Origin of the sequence: Sphingomonas sp. BK580 (assembly GCF_014194975.1) — a bacterium.
Lineage (GTDB): Bacteria > Pseudomonadota > Alphaproteobacteria > Sphingomonadales > Sphingomonadaceae > Sphingomonas.
This window is the reverse complement of sequence record NZ_JACIAY010000004.1, coordinates 84,714-99,972: the sequence shown is the minus strand read 5'-3', so window position 1 is coordinate 99,972 and position 15,259 is coordinate 84,714. Positions and strand designations below refer to the sequence as shown.

Annotated in this window: 15 protein-coding genes; 9 read left to right on the top strand and 6 right to left on the bottom strand. The window is 72.4% G+C overall.

Going from position 1 to position 15,259, the window contains the following annotated elements; genetic code table 11:
• The first annotated feature begins 114 nt into the window (after positions 1-114).
• The 3 genes from FHY05_RS09325 (at position 115) to FHY05_RS09315 (ending at position 1,995) form a co-directional block, all read left to right on the top strand.
• The gene (locus FHY05_RS09325; protein ID WP_183944123.1) at positions 115-390 is read left to right on the top strand and encodes a hypothetical protein; all 276 of its coding nucleotides are present in this window, start codon (positions 115-117) and stop codon (positions 388-390) included.
• A 138-nt stretch (positions 391-528) separates the two neighbouring features.
• On the top strand, positions 529-816 hold the full coding sequence (locus tag FHY05_RS09320) for a hypothetical protein (protein ID WP_183944122.1): 288 nt from the start codon (positions 529-531) through the stop codon (positions 814-816).
• Between the two features lie 51 nt (positions 817-867).
• Positions 868-1,995 (top strand): hypothetical protein, encoded by a 1,128-nt coding sequence (locus FHY05_RS09315; RefSeq protein WP_183944121.1) that lies wholly within the window; start codon positions 868-870, stop codon positions 1,993-1,995.
• A gap of 3 nt (positions 1,996-1,998) precedes the next feature.
• Here the strand turns inward: FHY05_RS09315 and FHY05_RS09310 are convergent, their stop codons facing one another.
• From FHY05_RS09310 to pdxH, 5 genes are all read right to left on the bottom strand, one after another.
• A complete protein-coding gene (locus FHY05_RS09310; RefSeq protein WP_183944120.1) occupies positions 1,999-2,934 on the bottom strand; it encodes an ATP-grasp fold amidoligase family protein in 936 nt (311 codons plus the stop codon).
• Between the two features lie 255 nt (positions 2,935-3,189).
• The gene (locus FHY05_RS09305; protein WP_183944119.1) at positions 3,190-3,429 is read right to left on the bottom strand and encodes a hypothetical protein; all 240 of its coding nucleotides are present in this window, start codon (positions 3,427-3,429) and stop codon (positions 3,190-3,192) included.
• A gap of 183 nt (positions 3,430-3,612) precedes the next feature.
• Positions 3,613-4,419: a PhzF family phenazine biosynthesis protein gene (locus tag FHY05_RS09300; protein ID WP_183944118.1), complete on the bottom strand. Its 807-nt coding sequence runs from the start codon at positions 4,417-4,419 to the stop codon at positions 3,613-3,615.
• Positions 4,419-5,372 (bottom strand): cation diffusion facilitator family transporter, encoded by a 954-nt coding sequence (locus FHY05_RS09295; protein ID WP_183944117.1) that lies wholly within the window; start codon positions 5,370-5,372, stop codon positions 4,419-4,421. Before FHY05_RS09295 ends, FHY05_RS09300 begins: the two co-directional genes overlap by 1 nt.
• The gene (gene pdxH / locus FHY05_RS09290) at positions 5,369-5,947 is read right to left on the bottom strand and encodes a pyridoxamine 5'-phosphate oxidase (RefSeq protein WP_183944116.1); all 579 of its coding nucleotides are present in this window, start codon (positions 5,945-5,947) and stop codon (positions 5,369-5,371) included. Before pdxH ends, FHY05_RS09295 begins: the two co-directional genes overlap by 4 nt.
• 116 nt (positions 5,948-6,063) lie before the next feature.
• Between pdxH and FHY05_RS09285 the strand changes: the two genes are divergently transcribed.
• From FHY05_RS09285 to FHY05_RS09265, 5 genes are all read left to right on the top strand, one after another.
• Positions 6,064-6,969 carry a Ku protein gene (locus FHY05_RS09285; protein WP_183944115.1) on the top strand — a complete coding sequence of 302 codons (906 nt, stop codon included), beginning with the start codon at positions 6,064-6,066 and terminating at the stop codon, positions 6,967-6,969.
• 157 nt (positions 6,970-7,126) lie between these two features.
• Complete coding sequence (gene ligD / locus FHY05_RS09280; RefSeq protein WP_183944114.1) at positions 7,127-9,625, top strand: DNA ligase D; 2,499 nt, start codon at positions 7,127-7,129, stop codon at positions 9,623-9,625.
• A gap of 80 nt (positions 9,626-9,705) precedes the next feature.
• Positions 9,706-10,368 (top strand): hypothetical protein, encoded by a 663-nt coding sequence (locus FHY05_RS09275; RefSeq protein WP_183944113.1) that lies wholly within the window; start codon positions 9,706-9,708, stop codon positions 10,366-10,368.
• A 73-nt stretch (positions 10,369-10,441) separates the two neighbouring features.
• Positions 10,442-12,913 carry a circularly permuted type 2 ATP-grasp protein gene (locus FHY05_RS09270; protein ID WP_311732427.1) on the top strand — a complete coding sequence of 824 codons (2,472 nt, stop codon included), beginning with the start codon at positions 10,442-10,444 and terminating at the stop codon, positions 12,911-12,913.
• Between the two features lie 47 nt (positions 12,914-12,960).
• Complete coding sequence (locus FHY05_RS09265; RefSeq protein WP_183944334.1) at positions 12,961-13,842, top strand: transglutaminase family protein; 882 nt, start codon at positions 12,961-12,963, stop codon at positions 13,840-13,842.
• A 74-nt stretch (positions 13,843-13,916) separates the two neighbouring features.
• On the opposite strand, the gene FHY05_RS09260 is transcribed toward FHY05_RS09265, so the two are convergent.
• Positions 13,917-14,519 (bottom strand): PilZ domain-containing protein, encoded by a 603-nt coding sequence (locus FHY05_RS09260; RefSeq protein WP_183944112.1) that lies wholly within the window; start codon positions 14,517-14,519, stop codon positions 13,917-13,919.
• A gap of 403 nt (positions 14,520-14,922) precedes the next feature.
• Between FHY05_RS09260 and FHY05_RS09255 the strand changes: the two genes are divergently transcribed.
• Positions 14,923-15,225, top strand: coding sequence for a hypothetical protein (locus FHY05_RS09255; RefSeq protein WP_183944111.1), 303 nt, complete (start codon positions 14,923-14,925; stop codon positions 15,223-15,225).
• The last annotated feature ends 34 nt before the right edge of the window (positions 15,226-15,259 follow it).

The window sequence follows — 15,259 nt, the reverse complement described above, 5'->3', positions numbered from 1 at the left end:
CTGATCAAGCCGCCGCCCGGCGTGCCGGGCGGCGGCTTCTTTTTTACGCCCCGTCGCGGCTGCCCGGCCCCGGAGCGTCCTAGGATGAGAGGGTTACCCTCGAGGAGCCCGCGCGTGACCCACCAACCGCCCCGCCCGGCGCACGCCGAGGATGTGCTCGCCGACGGCGTGGACCGCGCCGACCGGGATCGGCTCGGCGCGCGGGAGGGAACGGTCGCGGCGTTCCTCCGCGACACCCGCCGCTGGGTGGAGCCGGACATCGCGCCGGCGGAGCGCACGCTGCTGACCGGCACGATCGCCGCGGCCGTACCGGTGCTCCGCGCGCTCGGGCTGTTCGACCTATTCGAGGCGCGTGATCCGGCGCTGCGCGCGCTGATCGACGCCTGCTGATCCATGCCGGTGCGGCGCGGCCAAGCGGCACGACAGGCGCCGCCTGATCCCGACGACGAGTCACCGCCACCTGCACCGCCGACGCCGCGCCGCCGGCGCCACCGCGCGCGACGCCAGCCCGCCCGTACCAAGCGGCTCGTGCTCGCGCTGTCGACGCTGGCGGCGGCGCTGTCGATCGTGATGCTGTCGACCAGCCCGCTCGAGTGGATCGGCGGCGGTGACGATTTGGCGGCAGCACCTTCCTGTGCGGTGCTGGGAGCCCGCGACCCCGCCCGACCGCTGCTCGCCGTTCTCACGCTGGTGCCGGTGGTGGCGCTGCTGCTCTGCGCCTGGCGCCGTCCACGTTCGCGGATGAGCCTGCTGCTGAGCGGCGCCACGCTGCTGCTATGGCTCTATCGTTTCCACTTGCGCGCGGCCGCCTGCTGATCGGCGAAGGGCTTGACGGCGCGTTAACCGCTCGGCCTGCAAGGAGAGGCGGTGTCCGCCGCACCGTCACTTCCCCCCACGCCGGCACCGGCGCGCCGCGCCGTCGCGCGGCTGCTACTGGCGGCGACGTTGTCGCTCGTCGCGATCGGCCTGCTCTCCCCTGCCCCGCCCCTCCCGCGCCCCGCCGCCTCCGCGGCGCGCGGTGACGCCGCGCTGTACCGTGCGATCGACGGTCGCCTCGCCGCCGGCCAGCGCTATTACCCCGCCGCCGCCGCCGAGCATCGCGCGCGCGACTTCCCGCTCCGCCCCTTCGTGGCGGTGCGCATGCCGACGCGCGCCTGGTTCTATCGCCTGGTCGGGGCCGAGGCGGCGCTGCAGTGGCTGCGCGCGCTCGCGCTCGCCGTCGCGGTGGCCACGGCTTACCGGCTGCGCGCCGCGGTCCGCTCGCGCGCGCTCTGGGGAAGTGCGAGCGCGATCGCCGCAGCCTCGACGCTGCCGCTCGCCAACCCCGTCGTCGCGCTCTGGCCGGAGTGCTGGGCGGGGCTGCTGGTCGCGCTGTCGCTCGCGCTGCGCGACGATCGCCGCTGGCGCCTTGCCATGCTGGTCGGGCTGGCCGCCGCGCTGGTGCGCGAACTCGCCCTTCCCTATCTGGCGGCGATGGCGCTCGCCGCCGCGCTCGAGCGGCGCCGCGGCGAGGCGCTGGGCTGGACCTCCGCGATGGCCGTGGCCGCGCTCGCGCTCGCCGCGCATGCCGCCGCCGTGGCGACGGTGCTGCGCCCGGATGATCCCTCGTCGCAGGGCTGGATACGCGCGGGTGGCTGGGCATTCGACCTGGCGATGGCGCGCGCGACCACGCCGCTCGCGCTCGCCCCCGCCGCCGCCACGCTGCTGGTGCCGCTCGCCCTGTACGGCTGGGCGAGCGCACTGGGCGGCCATGCGCGGCGAGTCACGCTGGCATTGGTCGCCTGGCTGGTGCCCGCGCTGCTGGTCGGCCGGCCCGACAACGCCTATTGGGGACTGCTGCTCGCGCCCGTGTGGCTCGCCGGTCTGCCGCTCGCACTGCCGGCGCTGATGACGGCGGTTGCACGCCCTGCAACGGCGAATCAACAGCTTGCATTTGCGCGCTTACCTCTCGTTGACCAGATCACGGTTAGTGCTGCGGCGCAGCATAAGCCATGAGGGTCAGCCATGTTCTCGCTCGTCTATCTTATCCTCAGCCATCGCCGCGCCGAGCGCGCGCGCGCCGTGGTGCCGATCAGCACGCCGCTCGCTGCGCCCCGCCCGGTGAACGAGCCGTACCGTTTGGCCGCCTGAGCGGACGCGGGGACGCTGCTCGGCCCAGTAGGAGCCGAAGTGCAGGTCCCAGATGCCCGGGCGAAAGCGGTCCAGCCCGGATCCGGGATAGAGCGTGAACTCGCCGAAATACGGCTGCCCGTCGACGTCATAGAGGTCGACTCGCGCGAAATCGTGCGGCGCGCCGAGCGTCTCCGCCGCCGCGATCATCCGCTCGAGCGATGCCGGCGGCGCCACCGAACGCGGGTCGGCGGGGAACTCGAAGGCCAGGTCGAGCCGCCGCCACGCGCGATCGAACATGACTCGCCGATGGCGGTGCTCGCGGTCCAGGTCGACCTGGATGAACTCGACCCGTCCACCGAAGACGAAGAACTTATAGTCGACGGGTAGCACGCGGCCGCAGCCGATCAGCGGCTCGACCAACAGCTGCGGCGCGATCTCCGAGTAGAGCCACTCGTGGAGCAGGGGCGCATAGGGGCGGCGCAGCCAGCGCGCGGCGCGCCGACGCACCGCCGCCCAGTCGAGCGGCTCGCCGACGCGGACGAACACGCTCTGCTGGCTCGCGTGCGAGGATTTGAGCACGAAGGGGCGCGGCCAAGGCGGCGCCTCGGGCAGCGCGGTGCCGTGCCACAAAGTCGGGATCACCCACGGGTCACCGAGCACCGCGGCGACATGCGCCTTCACGGCCACCTTGTCGGCGAGCGCGGGCCAGCGCGGGTCGCGTTCGAACAGCTTGCGCGCGTAAACCAGTTCGCTGAAGCGACGCGGCGCCGCGAGATCGGGGAGCCGGCCGAAGCGCCAGAGATAGATCAGCCGCGGAAGCACATGGGCCGCGCGGTGCGGGCGTGGTGGCTCGACGGATGACACGCTCGATCCCGGACTGCGGAACTCACCCGGCGGTACTCAGCCGCGGCCGTGGGAGCAAGCGCCGAGCGACGCCACGCTGGCGCAGCCGGACGCGGCCACGGACGATCAGCCCCGACAACAAGCGCCCGGCGCGGGGACGCGCCGGGCGGAGGTTGGTCTAGGGAGCACTAGACGGTCTCGTGCGGCGCCGCGGGTCGGGCGCCGAAGCTCGGATCAGAGCGTGTTGCCTGCGGTGGCGCTCACGTTCTCGCCCGTCGCGTTGGCGGGCAGCGCACCCAGGTCGGCGCCGTTGCCGACCGAGCCGAAGTTGGCGTCCGCGGGCAGTTCCTCGTTGAGCACCGTCTCATTCGCCAGCGTGTCGTTGGCGGCGGTGTCGTTGCTGGTCTTCGAACCGCAGGCGGCGAGCGCCAGCGCCAGGCTCATCCCGGTCACACCGGCGACGATCTTCTTCATCAACTCCGATCCCCTTCAATTAGGCGGCGCCTCGCGCCGTCACCGCCAATCTACACTGCTCCGATCGGAAAACAATAGGGTAGATGCGGCGGGTGACCCACGTAGGCGAACGGCGCCGCGGCCACGCGCGGAACAGCCTTCCGCGCGGGACAGGCGGGCCACGGTCCTCATTGTAGGACGAGGTCAGGGGAGGAGGAACGTGCCCTCGATCACGGTGACGCAGTCGCCGCGCAGGATCACCCGGTCGCCGTCGAGGCGGCAGCCGACCCGCCCGCCGCGCGCGCTCGCCTGGTACGCGCCGAACGTGTCGCGGCCGAGTCGCTCGGCCCAGAAGGGCACCATCACGGCGTGCGCGGAACCGGTCACCGGGTCCTCGGGGATGTCGAAAAAGTCGGTGAAGACTCGACTTACCACGTCGGCGGTCTCGCCGCGCGCGGCGACGATATGAACGAACGGTCCGAGCGCCTTGATCGCGCGACCGTCCGGCGCAGCGGCGCGCACCGCCGCTTCGTCGGCCACGATCACGAGCGCATAGCCCTTCTCGTGCCACAGGGTCTCGACCGCATCGACGCCGAGCGCCGCGACGATCTCGGGTAGCGCGCGCGGTGCCGGCTTCCACGCCGGCAGCGCCATCGCGTAGCTCGCCCCCACCGCGCCTTCCGCGCGGGCGACCTCGAGCACGCCTGCCTGGCGCGTGCGGAAGCGCACCGAGTCGCGGTCACCGTCCGACGAGAGCACGAAATGGCCGCTCGCCAGCGTGGCATGGCCGCACAGCGCCACCTCCGCGGCCGGGGTGAACCAGCGCAGCTCGAAATCGCTGTCGCCGCTCGCGTCCGGGACGAGGAAGGCGGTCTCGCTGAGGTTGTTCTCCTCCGCGATCTGCTGGAGCAGCCGGTCCTCGGGCCAACTCGTCAGCGGCATCACCGCCGCCGGATTGCCCGCGAAGGCGGCGTCGGCGAAGGCGTCGATCTGGGCGAAGGGGATGCGCATCAATAACCTACTCGCTTGCCGAACCAGTGCGGCGTGACATCTGCCTCGACCAGCGGATTGTCGGTGTCGACGTGGCCCTCGGGGTCGAGATGGATCAGCGTCTCCACGCGCGGGAAGGTCTGGCGCAGCGCCACCTCCACCCGCTCGACGATGTCATGCGCGTCGCGCACGGTCAGGCTCGGATCGACCTCCATGTGGAACTGCGCGAAATCGTGGCTCCCGGCGCGGCGCGTGCGGAAATCGTGGATGCCGCGGATGCCGGGCTGGCGCGCGGCCACCTCCATGAAGGCGGCGCGCTGGTCCTCGGGCCATTCCTTGTCCATCAGCATGTCGATCGCCTGGCTCGACGCCTGGAACGCGCCCCAGGCGAGCCACAGCGCGATGGCGATGCCGAACACCGGGTCCGCCCCCGACAGGCCGACATATTGATCGAGCACCAGAGCGGCGATCACCGCCACGTTGAGCAGCACGTCGGACTGGTAATGGACGTTGTCCGCCAGGATCGCGACCGAGCCGGTGCGCCGGATCACGCTGCGCTGATAGGCGAGCAGCGCGAAGGTGGCGAGGATGGCGAGCACCGAGACGCCGATGCCCAGCCCCGCGTCCTCGTTGGCGGCGGGTGCGGAGAAGCGCTGGATCGCGCGCACCGCGATGCCGATCGCCGAGGCGGTGATCAGCACCACCTGGAACAGCGCCGCGAGCGCCTCGGCCTTGCCGTGACCGAAGCGGTGGTCATGATCGGCGGGCTCGGCGGCGAGCTTGACGCCGTACAAGGTGACGAGGCTGGCGAGCAGGTCGAGCCCGGTGTCCGCCAGGCTGCCCAGCATCGCGACCGAGCCGGTGTGCCAGGCGGCATAGCCCTTCACCACCAGCAGCGAGGTGGCCATCGCCACGCTGGCGAGCGCGGCGCGCATCGCCAACGGGATGGCGCGGCGGCGTTCCTCGTTGGTCATGGGAACAGCAGCCCCTCGTTCCAGCCGTCGCCCGCTCGGGTGAACAGCCGGCGCTCGTGCAGCCGGTGCGCGCGGTCCTGCCAGAACTCGATCTCCTCCGCGGCGACGCGATGGCCGCCCCAGAACGGGGGGCGCGGCACGTCCTGGCCGTCGAAGCGCGCGCGCATCGCCTCGACGCGCGCCTCGAAGGTGGCGCGTGAGTCGAGCGGGCGCGACTGGTCCGAGGCCCAGGCGCCGAGCTGCGAATCCCGGCCGCGCGTGGCGAAATAGGCGTCGCTCTCGGCGTCGCTGACGCGAGTCACCGCGCCGGTGACGCGCACCTGACGGCGCAGCGACTTCCAGTGGAAGAGCAGCGAGGCCTGTGCGTTGGCGCCGATCTCCTCCGCCTTGCGGCTGCCGCGGTTGGTGTAGAACACGAAGCCGTCGGGGCCGTGCCCCTTGAGCAGCACCATGCGCGCCGACGGTCGCCCGTCGGCGTCCGCGGTGGCGAGCGCCATCGCGTTGGGGTCGTTGGGTTCGCTCTGTTCCGCCTCGGCGAGCCAGCGGTCGAAGAGCGCGATCGGATCGTCGGCCATGCCGCGCATCTAGGCGAAATGGGCCGTGATTTCCACGCCCGATCGGGCGTGGCGCAGGATGAGGGAACCCGTCTGCCAGCAAATGATTGAATCGCCTCCGGAACAAGGGAAGCGACATGGCCGCGCGGGCATATTGGCAGGGACAGATCCGGCTCGCGCTGGTGTCGATCCCGGTGGAGATCTACTCGGCGACCAAGTCGGGCGCGCAGGTCAGCTTCCACCAGATCCATGAACCCTCGGGCAAGCGGATCAAATATGAGAAGGTGGTGCCGGGCATGGGTCCGGTCGACACCGACGAGATCGTGAAGGGCTTCGAGGTGGAGAAGGGCGAGTACGTCCTGCTGGAGCAGGACGAGATCGACGCGGTCAAGCTCGAGTCGAAGAAGACGCTGGAGCTCACCCAGTTCGTCGACGCCAGCGACATCGACGTGCTCTACTACGAGAAGCCCTATTTCGTCGTCCCCGCCGACGATCTCGCCGAGGAGGCGTTCATCGTCCTGCGCGAGGCGCTGCGGCGGACCAAGAAGGTCGGGCTGGGCCAGCTGGCGATGCGCGGGCGCGAATATGTCGTCAGCCTGAAGCCGTGCGGGCGCGGCATGGTGCTCGAAACATTGCGCTACGCCGACGAGGTCAACAAAGCGCAGGGCTATTTCCGCGACATCCCCGACGAGAAGCCCGACCCCGAGCTGCTCGACCTCGCCGAGGCACTGATCGAGAAGAAGAGCGGCGCCTTCGACCCGCAGGACTTCCACGACCGCTACGTCGACGCGCTGCGCGGACTGATCGAGCGCAAACGCAAGGCGCACGGGCGCAAGATCATCGAGGACAAGGAGGAAGGCAGCGCGCGCTCGGGCTCGAACGTGGTCGATCTCATGGCGGCGCTGAAGAAGTCGATGGAGGGCTCGCGCGGCGCGGCCAACGAGAACGCCGGCACGAGCAAGGCCGCGGCCAAGCCGGCGGCGAAGCGCGCGCCGGCGAAGAAGCCGGCGGCGCGCAAGCCCGCGGCCAAGAAAAGCGCGTGAGGGTCGCTCTACTCCTCCGTCATCCCGGACTTGGTCCGGGATTCACCCGTCCGCGCGAGCATCCCCTTCTGAGTACGCCGCGCGGTGGACCCGGGACCAGGTCCGGGCTCACGGCGGTCGTGGCGAACACGAGGGGCGACGGTGCGGAGAAGGTCGCGTGACGAGGAAGAAAGACCAGGGTACCCCAGCCGCCGCTGCCGCCTCCCCCGCCGACCCGCTCGCGCGCTACAACGCCAAGCGCGACTTCAGCCGCACAGCCGAGCCCGCCGGCACGCTGGCACCGGGTAACGGCAACAGCTTCATGGTGCAGAAGCACGACGCCACGCGCCTGCACTGGGACTTCCGCCTCGAGCTCGACGGCGTGCTCAAGAGCTGGGCGGTCACGCGCGGCCCGAGCCTCGATCCCGACGAGAAAAGGCTCGCGGTGCGCACCGAGGATCATCCGCTCTCCTATGCCACGTTCGAGGGGACGATCCCGAAGGGCGAATATGGCGGCGGCACGGTGATGCTGTGGGACCGCGGCACCTGGTCGCCGATCGCGGGCAAGAGCGCGCGCGACCTCGACAAGGGCCACCTCCACTTCGTGCTCGACGGCGAGCGGATGAAGGGCGAGTGGCTGCTCATCCGGCTGCGCCCGCGTGGCAAGGAGAAGAACGAGAACTGGCTGCTGCGCAAGATCGACGACGCTCATGCCGGCGGTACCGACACGCTGGTCGAGACCGCGCTGACCAGCGTCGCCACCGGCCGCACGATGCAGGAGATCGCCGAGGGCGCGCCGCCGCACGAGGACGCCGCGGCGACAGCGAAGCCTGTCAGGGCGAAGCCGGCCAGACGCACGCGCAAGGCAGCCCTGCCCGCTTATGAGCCGCCGCAACTCTGTACCTTGGTCGACTCGGTGCCGAGCGGCAGCGACTGGATCCACGAGGTGAAATACGACGGCTATCGCGCGCTGGTCGCGGTCGCCGACGGGCAGGCCAAGGTCTACACGCGCAACGGCCTGGACTGGACCGACAAGTTCGCCGGCGTCGCCGCGGCCGCGGGCGCGCTCCCGGTGGGCAGCGCGCTGATCGACGGCGAGATCGTCGCCTTCAAGGACGGCCGTCCCGATTTCTCGACGCTCAAGGACGCGATCTCGGGCGGCGGCGCGATGACCTTCTTCGCCTTCGACCTGCTCGAACAGGACGGCGAGGACCTGCGCGGACTCGCCAACGTCCAGCGCAAGGAGCGGCTGCGCGCGCTGGTCGGCGCGGGCGAGGCGCGGCTCCAGTTCGCCGAGCACGTCACCGGGGCGGGCGAACAGTTGTTCGAGACGATGTGCCGCGAGGGTTTCGAGGGTGTCGTCTCGAAGAAGGCCGACGCGCCCTATCGCGGCAAGCGCACGCAGGCGTGGCTCAAGGTGAAATGCACGCGCCGGCAGGAGTTCGTCATCGTCGGCTGGACGCCCTCGGAAAAGCGCCGTGGCTTCCGCTCGCTGCTGCTCGGGGTCAACGAGGGCGGCGCGTTGCGCTACGCCGGCAAGGTCGGCACCGGCTTCTCGGGCGCGCTGATCGAGGAGCTGACCGCCAAGCTAGAGACGCTCGAGCGCAAGACGCCGACGGTCGCGGCGCCGCGCGCGGCGGTACGCGGCGCGCGCTGGGTCAGCCCGAAGCTCGTCGCCGAGATCGCCTTCACCGAGACCACCCCCGAGGGCGTGCTGCGCCACCCCAGCTTCCTCGGGCTGCGCGGCGACAAGAGCGCCGCCGAGGTGGTGGTGGAGCGGCCCGCGCCCGCGCCGAAGGTCGCCGCGGCGCCGACCACGTCGATCAAGGTCTCCAGCCGCGACCGCGTCATCTTTCCCGAGAGCGACGTGACCAAGGGCGACCTCGCCGACTACTATCTCGCCGTCGCCGGCATCATGTTGCCCTGGGTCGGCCATCGCCCGGTCAGCCTCGTGCGCTGCCCGCAGGGTCGCGCCAAACACTGTTTCTTCCAGAAGCACGACGCGGGCTCGTTCGGCGACACCGTCCACCAGGTGCCGATCCGCGAGAAGGACGGTTCGACCGAGAACTACCTCTACGTCGACTCGGCCGACGGCCTCGTCGCCTGCGTCCAGATGGGCACGATCGAGTTCCACGGCTGGGGCTCCTCCGTCGCGGCGCTGGAGCGGCCCGACCGCATGGTGTTCGACCTCGACCCCGACGAGGACCTCGACTTCGCCGACACCAAGCGTGCCGCCGAGCACCTCAAGGAGCAGCTCGCCGAGCTCGGCCTGACGAGCTTCCCGCTGCTGTCGGGCGGCAAGGGCGTCCACGTCGTGGTGCCGCTGACGCCCGCGGCGGAATGGCCCGCGGTGCGCGACTTCGCCGAGCGGTTCGCGCGCGCGCTGGCGCAGGCAGAGCCCGAGCGCTTCGTCGCCAACATGAGCAAGGCAAAGCGCAAAGGCCGGATTTTCATCGACTATCTGCGCAACCAGCGCGGCGCGACGGCGATCATGCCCTATGCCGCGCGCGCGCGCGCCGGCGCGCCCGTGGCCGCGCCGGTATCCTGGACCGAGCTGCGCGACCTCGACACCGCGGCGCGCTGGCACGTCGGCGATGCGGCCGAACTGATCGCGCGCGCCAACGGCCGCTCGCTCAAGGGCTGGGGGGTGGCGGACCAGGTACTGCCCGAGGTGTGAGGAGGTGGCGGCTGACTTCTCCCCGACACGGGGGGATCGGAGACCCTGACGGGTTCTCGCGCCGCCGCTACAATGACGCCATGTCGCTTCTCGCTCCCCTCCCCCCCGACGCGTCCGCTGCCGCCGCGACGCTCCCGCCCAGCTGGGTCGGCACGGTGCAGGGACGGCTCGCCGCCGACGCCGCGCTCCACGCGCTGAGCGACCGGCTCGCGTCCAGCGACAGCGCCACGTCGGTGCTCGACGATTGGTGCGCCGAGCATCGGATGGCCGCCGATCCCAAGATCAGAGCCGAGCGGATCCGCGGCGACGAGCGCCCCGCCCCGCCCGAGATCCGCGCCCTGCTCAAGGTCTCCGCCACCGAGCGGGTCGGCTACCGCCACGTCCGGCTGCGCTGCGGGCAGCACGTCCTGTCCGACGCCGACAACTGGTACGTTCCGGCGCGGCTCACGCCCGACATCAACCGCCAGCTCGACACCGGCGACACGCCGTTCGGCCGCGCCGCGCAGCCGCTCCGTTTCCGGCGCTACACGCTGTCGAGCCGGCACCTGTGGTCACCGCTGCCGCGACGCTGGGAGGCGCTACCCTCCTGGCGCTGGCCGCGCCGCGCCGAGATCGACGTCGCCGACACGGTGATCGAGAACCGCGCCGTGCTGCTCCTCCCCGACGGCGCGCCGATCAGCGCGGTGGTGGAGCGCTATACCGGCGCGGTGCTTGCTTATGCCGCGCCGCCGGTCGCGCGCTGAATCATCGCGCCGCGGCTTTGCACTGCACCGCGGCATCGCCTAGGGTCGCCCCTGCCCGCGCACGGAGGACCGAGTGGCGACCCAGCCTGCCCTGTTCGATGCCGGGACCAACGCCCGCCGCTGGCTCGACGATTACGCCGGCGGCGCGGACGACGCGATGCGCGCGGGCGATGCCGCCGCGGCGCTGGCGATGCTCGAGGAACTCGCCGCCCTCGCGGGCGACGACCTCGGCCACGCGCGCGAGCGCGTGCAGCGCCACGCCGCCGACATCGGCACCGGCTTCCGCATCATCGGCGAGGACAGCGAGCGGCCCTGGCCGGTCAGCCCGATCCCGCTGCTGCTCGACGCCGGGGAGTGGACGCGGATCGAGCGCGGCGTCGCCCAGCGCGCCGACCTGCTCGAGACGATCCTCCAGGACCTGTACGGCGCGGCGCAGCTGGTCGAGCGCGGCCACCTGCCCGCCACGCTCGTCACCGGCAGCCCCTATTTCCTCCGCCCGCTCGTCGGCCTGGCGCCGCCGGGCGGCTATCACCTCCGCTTCGTCGCGGTCGACCTCGGGCGTGGGCCGTCGGGCGAGTGGCGCGTGCTCGCCGACCAGCTGCGCGCGCCCACCGGCGCGGGCTATGCGCTGGAGAACCGGCTCGCGGTGAGCCGCACGCTCGGCGGATTGCAGGGCCGGCTCAACGTGCGCCGCCACGCGCCCTTCTTCGCCGCCTTCCGCGACGGGCTCGCCGCCGCGTGCCGACGCAGCGACCCGCGGATCGGTCTGCTCACCCCCGGCCGCTACAATCCCAGCTACCCCGAGCAGGCGCATCTCGCGCGCTACCTCGGGCTGCTGCTGGTCGAGGGCGACGATCTGGCCGCGCTCGAGGACCGGCTCTACGTCCGCACGATCGGCGGGCTCAAGCGGGTCGACGCGTTGTGGCGGCGGCTCGATCCGCGGCTGCTCGACCCGCTCGCCTTCGACTCGCACTCGCGCATCGGCGTGCCCGGCCTCATCGACTCCTGGGCGGCGGGCAACGTGGTGCTCGCCAACGCGCCCGGCGCCGGCGTGCTGGAGAGCGCCGCGTTCGGCGCTTTCCTGCCCCAGCTCGCCACCCGCCTCACCGGCGCTGACCTGATCCTGCCCAACATCGCCACCTGGTGGTGCGGCCAGGATCGCGAGGCGCAGCACGTCGCCGCCGAGTTGCCCTCGCTGCTGCTCTCCTCCGCCTTCGGCGCGCGCACGCTCGGCCTGCCCGGCGAGGCGCCGGTGGCGGGCGCCGACCTCTCCGAGGCGCAGCGTGCCGCGCTGCTGCGGGCGATGGCGGCGCGGCCGCAGGACTATGTCGGGCAGGAGATCGTCCGCCTCTCGACCATGCCGGTGGTGATCGCCGACCGGATGGAGCCGCGCCCCTTCACGCTGCGCGTCTTCGCCGCGCGCGACCGCGACGGGCGCTGGCAGGTGATGCCCGGCGGCTTCGCCCGGATCGGCGCCCACCCGGACCCGCGCGCGGCGGTGATGGGCGAGGGCAGCTGGTCCGCCGACGTCTGCGTCCACGGCCGCGATCCGGTCGCGAAGGTGTCGCTGCTGCCCGCGATCGACACGCTCCACGTGCGCCGCAACCCGGGCACGCTGCCGAGCCGGGTCGCGGACAATTTCTTCTGGCTCGGCCGCTACCTCGAGCGCGGCGAGGCGATGCTCGCGGTGATCCGCGTCATGCTGGGCAACTCGATCGACGCCGACGCCGGCGCCGCGCTCGGCACCGCGACGGTCGGCAAATTGGTCAACGAGCTGGTCGGCGCGGGCGCCGCCCCCGCGCCGCCGTCGCTGCGCCGCGCCGACCTCACCCAGTTCGCGCGCACCGCGATGGAGGCGCGCGCCGACGGGTGGCAGTCGGTCGCCGCGATCAACGCGCACGCGCAGCGGATCGCGGGCGGCTCGCGCGACCGGCTCTCCGCGGACATGATCCGGCTGCTCGACGCCCCCTTCCCCACCCACCGCGGGCTGCTCGACCGCGCCGGCTCGCTCCAGCGCCGCTACGCCGCGATCGCGGGGCTCTCGGCCGAGCATATGGGGCGGACCGCGGCGTGGCGCTTCCACGACCTCGGGCGTCGCATCGAACGCGCGCAGGCGATCGCGCGCGCCGCGCGCGTGTTCGGCGCGACCGGCGCCTCGCTCGACGACCTCTCGACGCTGCTCGACCTCGGCGACAGCCAGATCAGCTACCGCCAGCGCTATCTCACCGGGATCGCGCGCGTGCCCGTGCTCGACCTGGTGGTGCTCGACCCCGGCAACCCGCGCGCGCTCGCTTTCCAGGTGGAGGCGATCCGCGACCATCTCGCGCGGCTGCCGGTGCTGGAGGACGACGGCATGGCCGAGGCGCAGCAGATCGAGGCGACCGAGCTCTACGCGATGGTCGCGCCCGAGCAGGCCGCGACGCTGACGGGCGAGTTGCTGCTCGCGGTCGAGCAGCGGCTCGGGCGGCTGTCCGACGCGGTGGCGCGCCGCTACTTCCTGCAGGGCGCCGAGCCGCTGCGCGCGGGCGGGCTGACGCTGGCATGAGCGACGTGCTCGCGCCCGCGCCGCTCGCCGCCGACGCGGGACACGCCATGCGCTACGACATCGTCCACGTCACCCGCTTCGACTATGGCAACGCGGTCAAGTTCGCGCGCTGCAACCTGCGGCTGCGCCCGATCGACTGGCCGGGGCAGCGGGTCGAATCCTACGCGCTGACGGTCGCGCCGGCCGGGCGTGTCCAGCCGGCGCGCGCCGAGGCGGGGCTGGCGCATGTCGCGCGGCTGGTGATCGAGGAGCCGGTGCGCTCGCTGACGATCGAGAGCCGCGCGCGCGTGACGATCGATCGCACCGTGCCCGTGCCGCAGGCGGACGACCCGTCGCTCGCCGAGGTGGCGGCGCTGGCGCGCGCCTCGAACGACCTCTCCGCGGCCGGGCCGGCGGCCTATCTCTTCCCCTCGCCGCTGATCCCGCTCGATCCCGCCATCGCGGATTATTGCCGCGCCGATCTCGCACCCGGGCGCAACGCGCTGGAGGCCGGGATCGCGCTGGCGCGGCGGATCCAGCGCGACTTCGTCTTCGATCCCGCCGCCACCTTGGTCGACACGCCCCCGCACGAGGCGTTCCGCCAGCGCCGCGGCGTGTGCCAGGATTTCGCGCAGGTGATGATCACCGGACTGCGCGCCGCCGGTCTGCCCGCGGCCTATGCCTCGGGCTACATCCGCACGCTGCCCCCGCCCGGGCAGGAGCGGCTGGTCGGCGCCGACGCCACGCACGCCTGGGTGTTGCTGTGGTGCGGCCCCGCGCGCGGCTGGATCGGGCTCGATCCCACCAACGGCATCTGGATGGCGAGCGACCATGTCGTGGTCGCGATCGGGCGCGACTACGCCGAGATCGCGCCGGTGGACGGCGTCGTGCTCGGCTCGGGCGCGCAGGCGATGGACGTCAGCGTCGACGTCGCGCCGCTGGCGGACTGAGACCCGGGCGCGGTGCCGGGCGAGCGCCGCGCCCTTCGACCCGACGTGGCGATTCGCGCGGGTCGGCGCGCCGCTCAGCGGTCGAGCGTCGCCTCGAGCCGCGCGATCGCGCCGGCGAGCTGCCGAACGCTGAGCGGCGCGGCGAACTCGATCGCGAAGGCCCCTTCACCGGTCCAGGCGAGCTTGCCGCGCACCACCAGTTCGGCGTCGATCACCACCTCGATCGCGCTGCCGGCATCGGGCGGCGGCGCACCGGCGATGCGCACGCCGCCGAGCCCCAGATCGATCGCACGATGCTCGGTGAGCCGCGCGCCGCTGACGAGCTCGACCGGACCGTCGTAGCCGAAGCGCGGGCTTCGCGGCGTGGCGGCGACCGCGCGCAGCGTCTCGTCGCCGAGCGGCTCGTCGAAGGTGAGCCCCACCATCGGCTCGCGCACCCATCGCACCGTGGCGGCGCGCGCGATCAGCCCGCGCGTCTCGATCGTGACCGCGGTGCCGAGCGCGGGCGGGGTGTCCAGCTCGATCCCGGCGCCGCCCGGCCCGAGGTTGCGCACGGTGCAGACGTGCTGCTGCCCCGCGACGATGAGGCGACCGAGCGCGTAGAGCGTGCGTTCGCGCGGTGCGGCGCGCTGCTCCTCGCCTTCGCGCGACGGCACCTGATCGGCCCCCTGGGTCATCCTGTCCTCCGTCGTGCGCCAGTGCGTCGCGTGATTGGTCATCCTGCCCGCCCATCAAGGATCCGACGCTGTCGCGACCGAACGTCAGTCGCGGCGTCAGCTACGGCCCCCGCCCCGTGTCACGTTCCTGACCGATGGTCCGGTCACGACCGCCGCCAACGTTATAGCCCGCGCTGCTGCACAGGTCACGTGTCAGTGTCACGCCTCGGCGCGGCGCCCGCCACGATCCACTCGCCGGGGAGGCAGGATCGGTTCGCCTCGGCTCGCCACCTCCCACAGGCGTACGACGGGCCCGATCGACCGGAGCTGGCGTCCACGCCACCGGATCGTCGGACGCGGCGGCGGCGCGCGCCGCTTCCACCTTGCCTCGCGCGAGCGGCGCGTCCAGCATCCCGCCCGATGGATGCGTCCGTTCGGGGGCGTCACCGGGGGTGAGATGATGACCGATGCGCCCGCGATCCTGGTCGGTTGGAAACGTGACCGCACGCGTCACGGCTTCGTGGTGACGCTCCAGCTGGCGCACTCGGCCGAGGCCGTGCGGCGTCAGGACTACGAGCGGGTCAGCCTGGTGGTGAACGAACGCCAGCTGCGCTCGCTCACCCGCGACCTCGTCCGCGCGCTCGACGACCGCGGGCTCGACACCTTCCACCGCCCGACCGGCTGGCGCCGCTGGGCGGCGCTGCTACGCAAGAGCGGACGCCGCTGACGCCGTCGGCGGAGACTCTCTCCTCGTGGAGAAG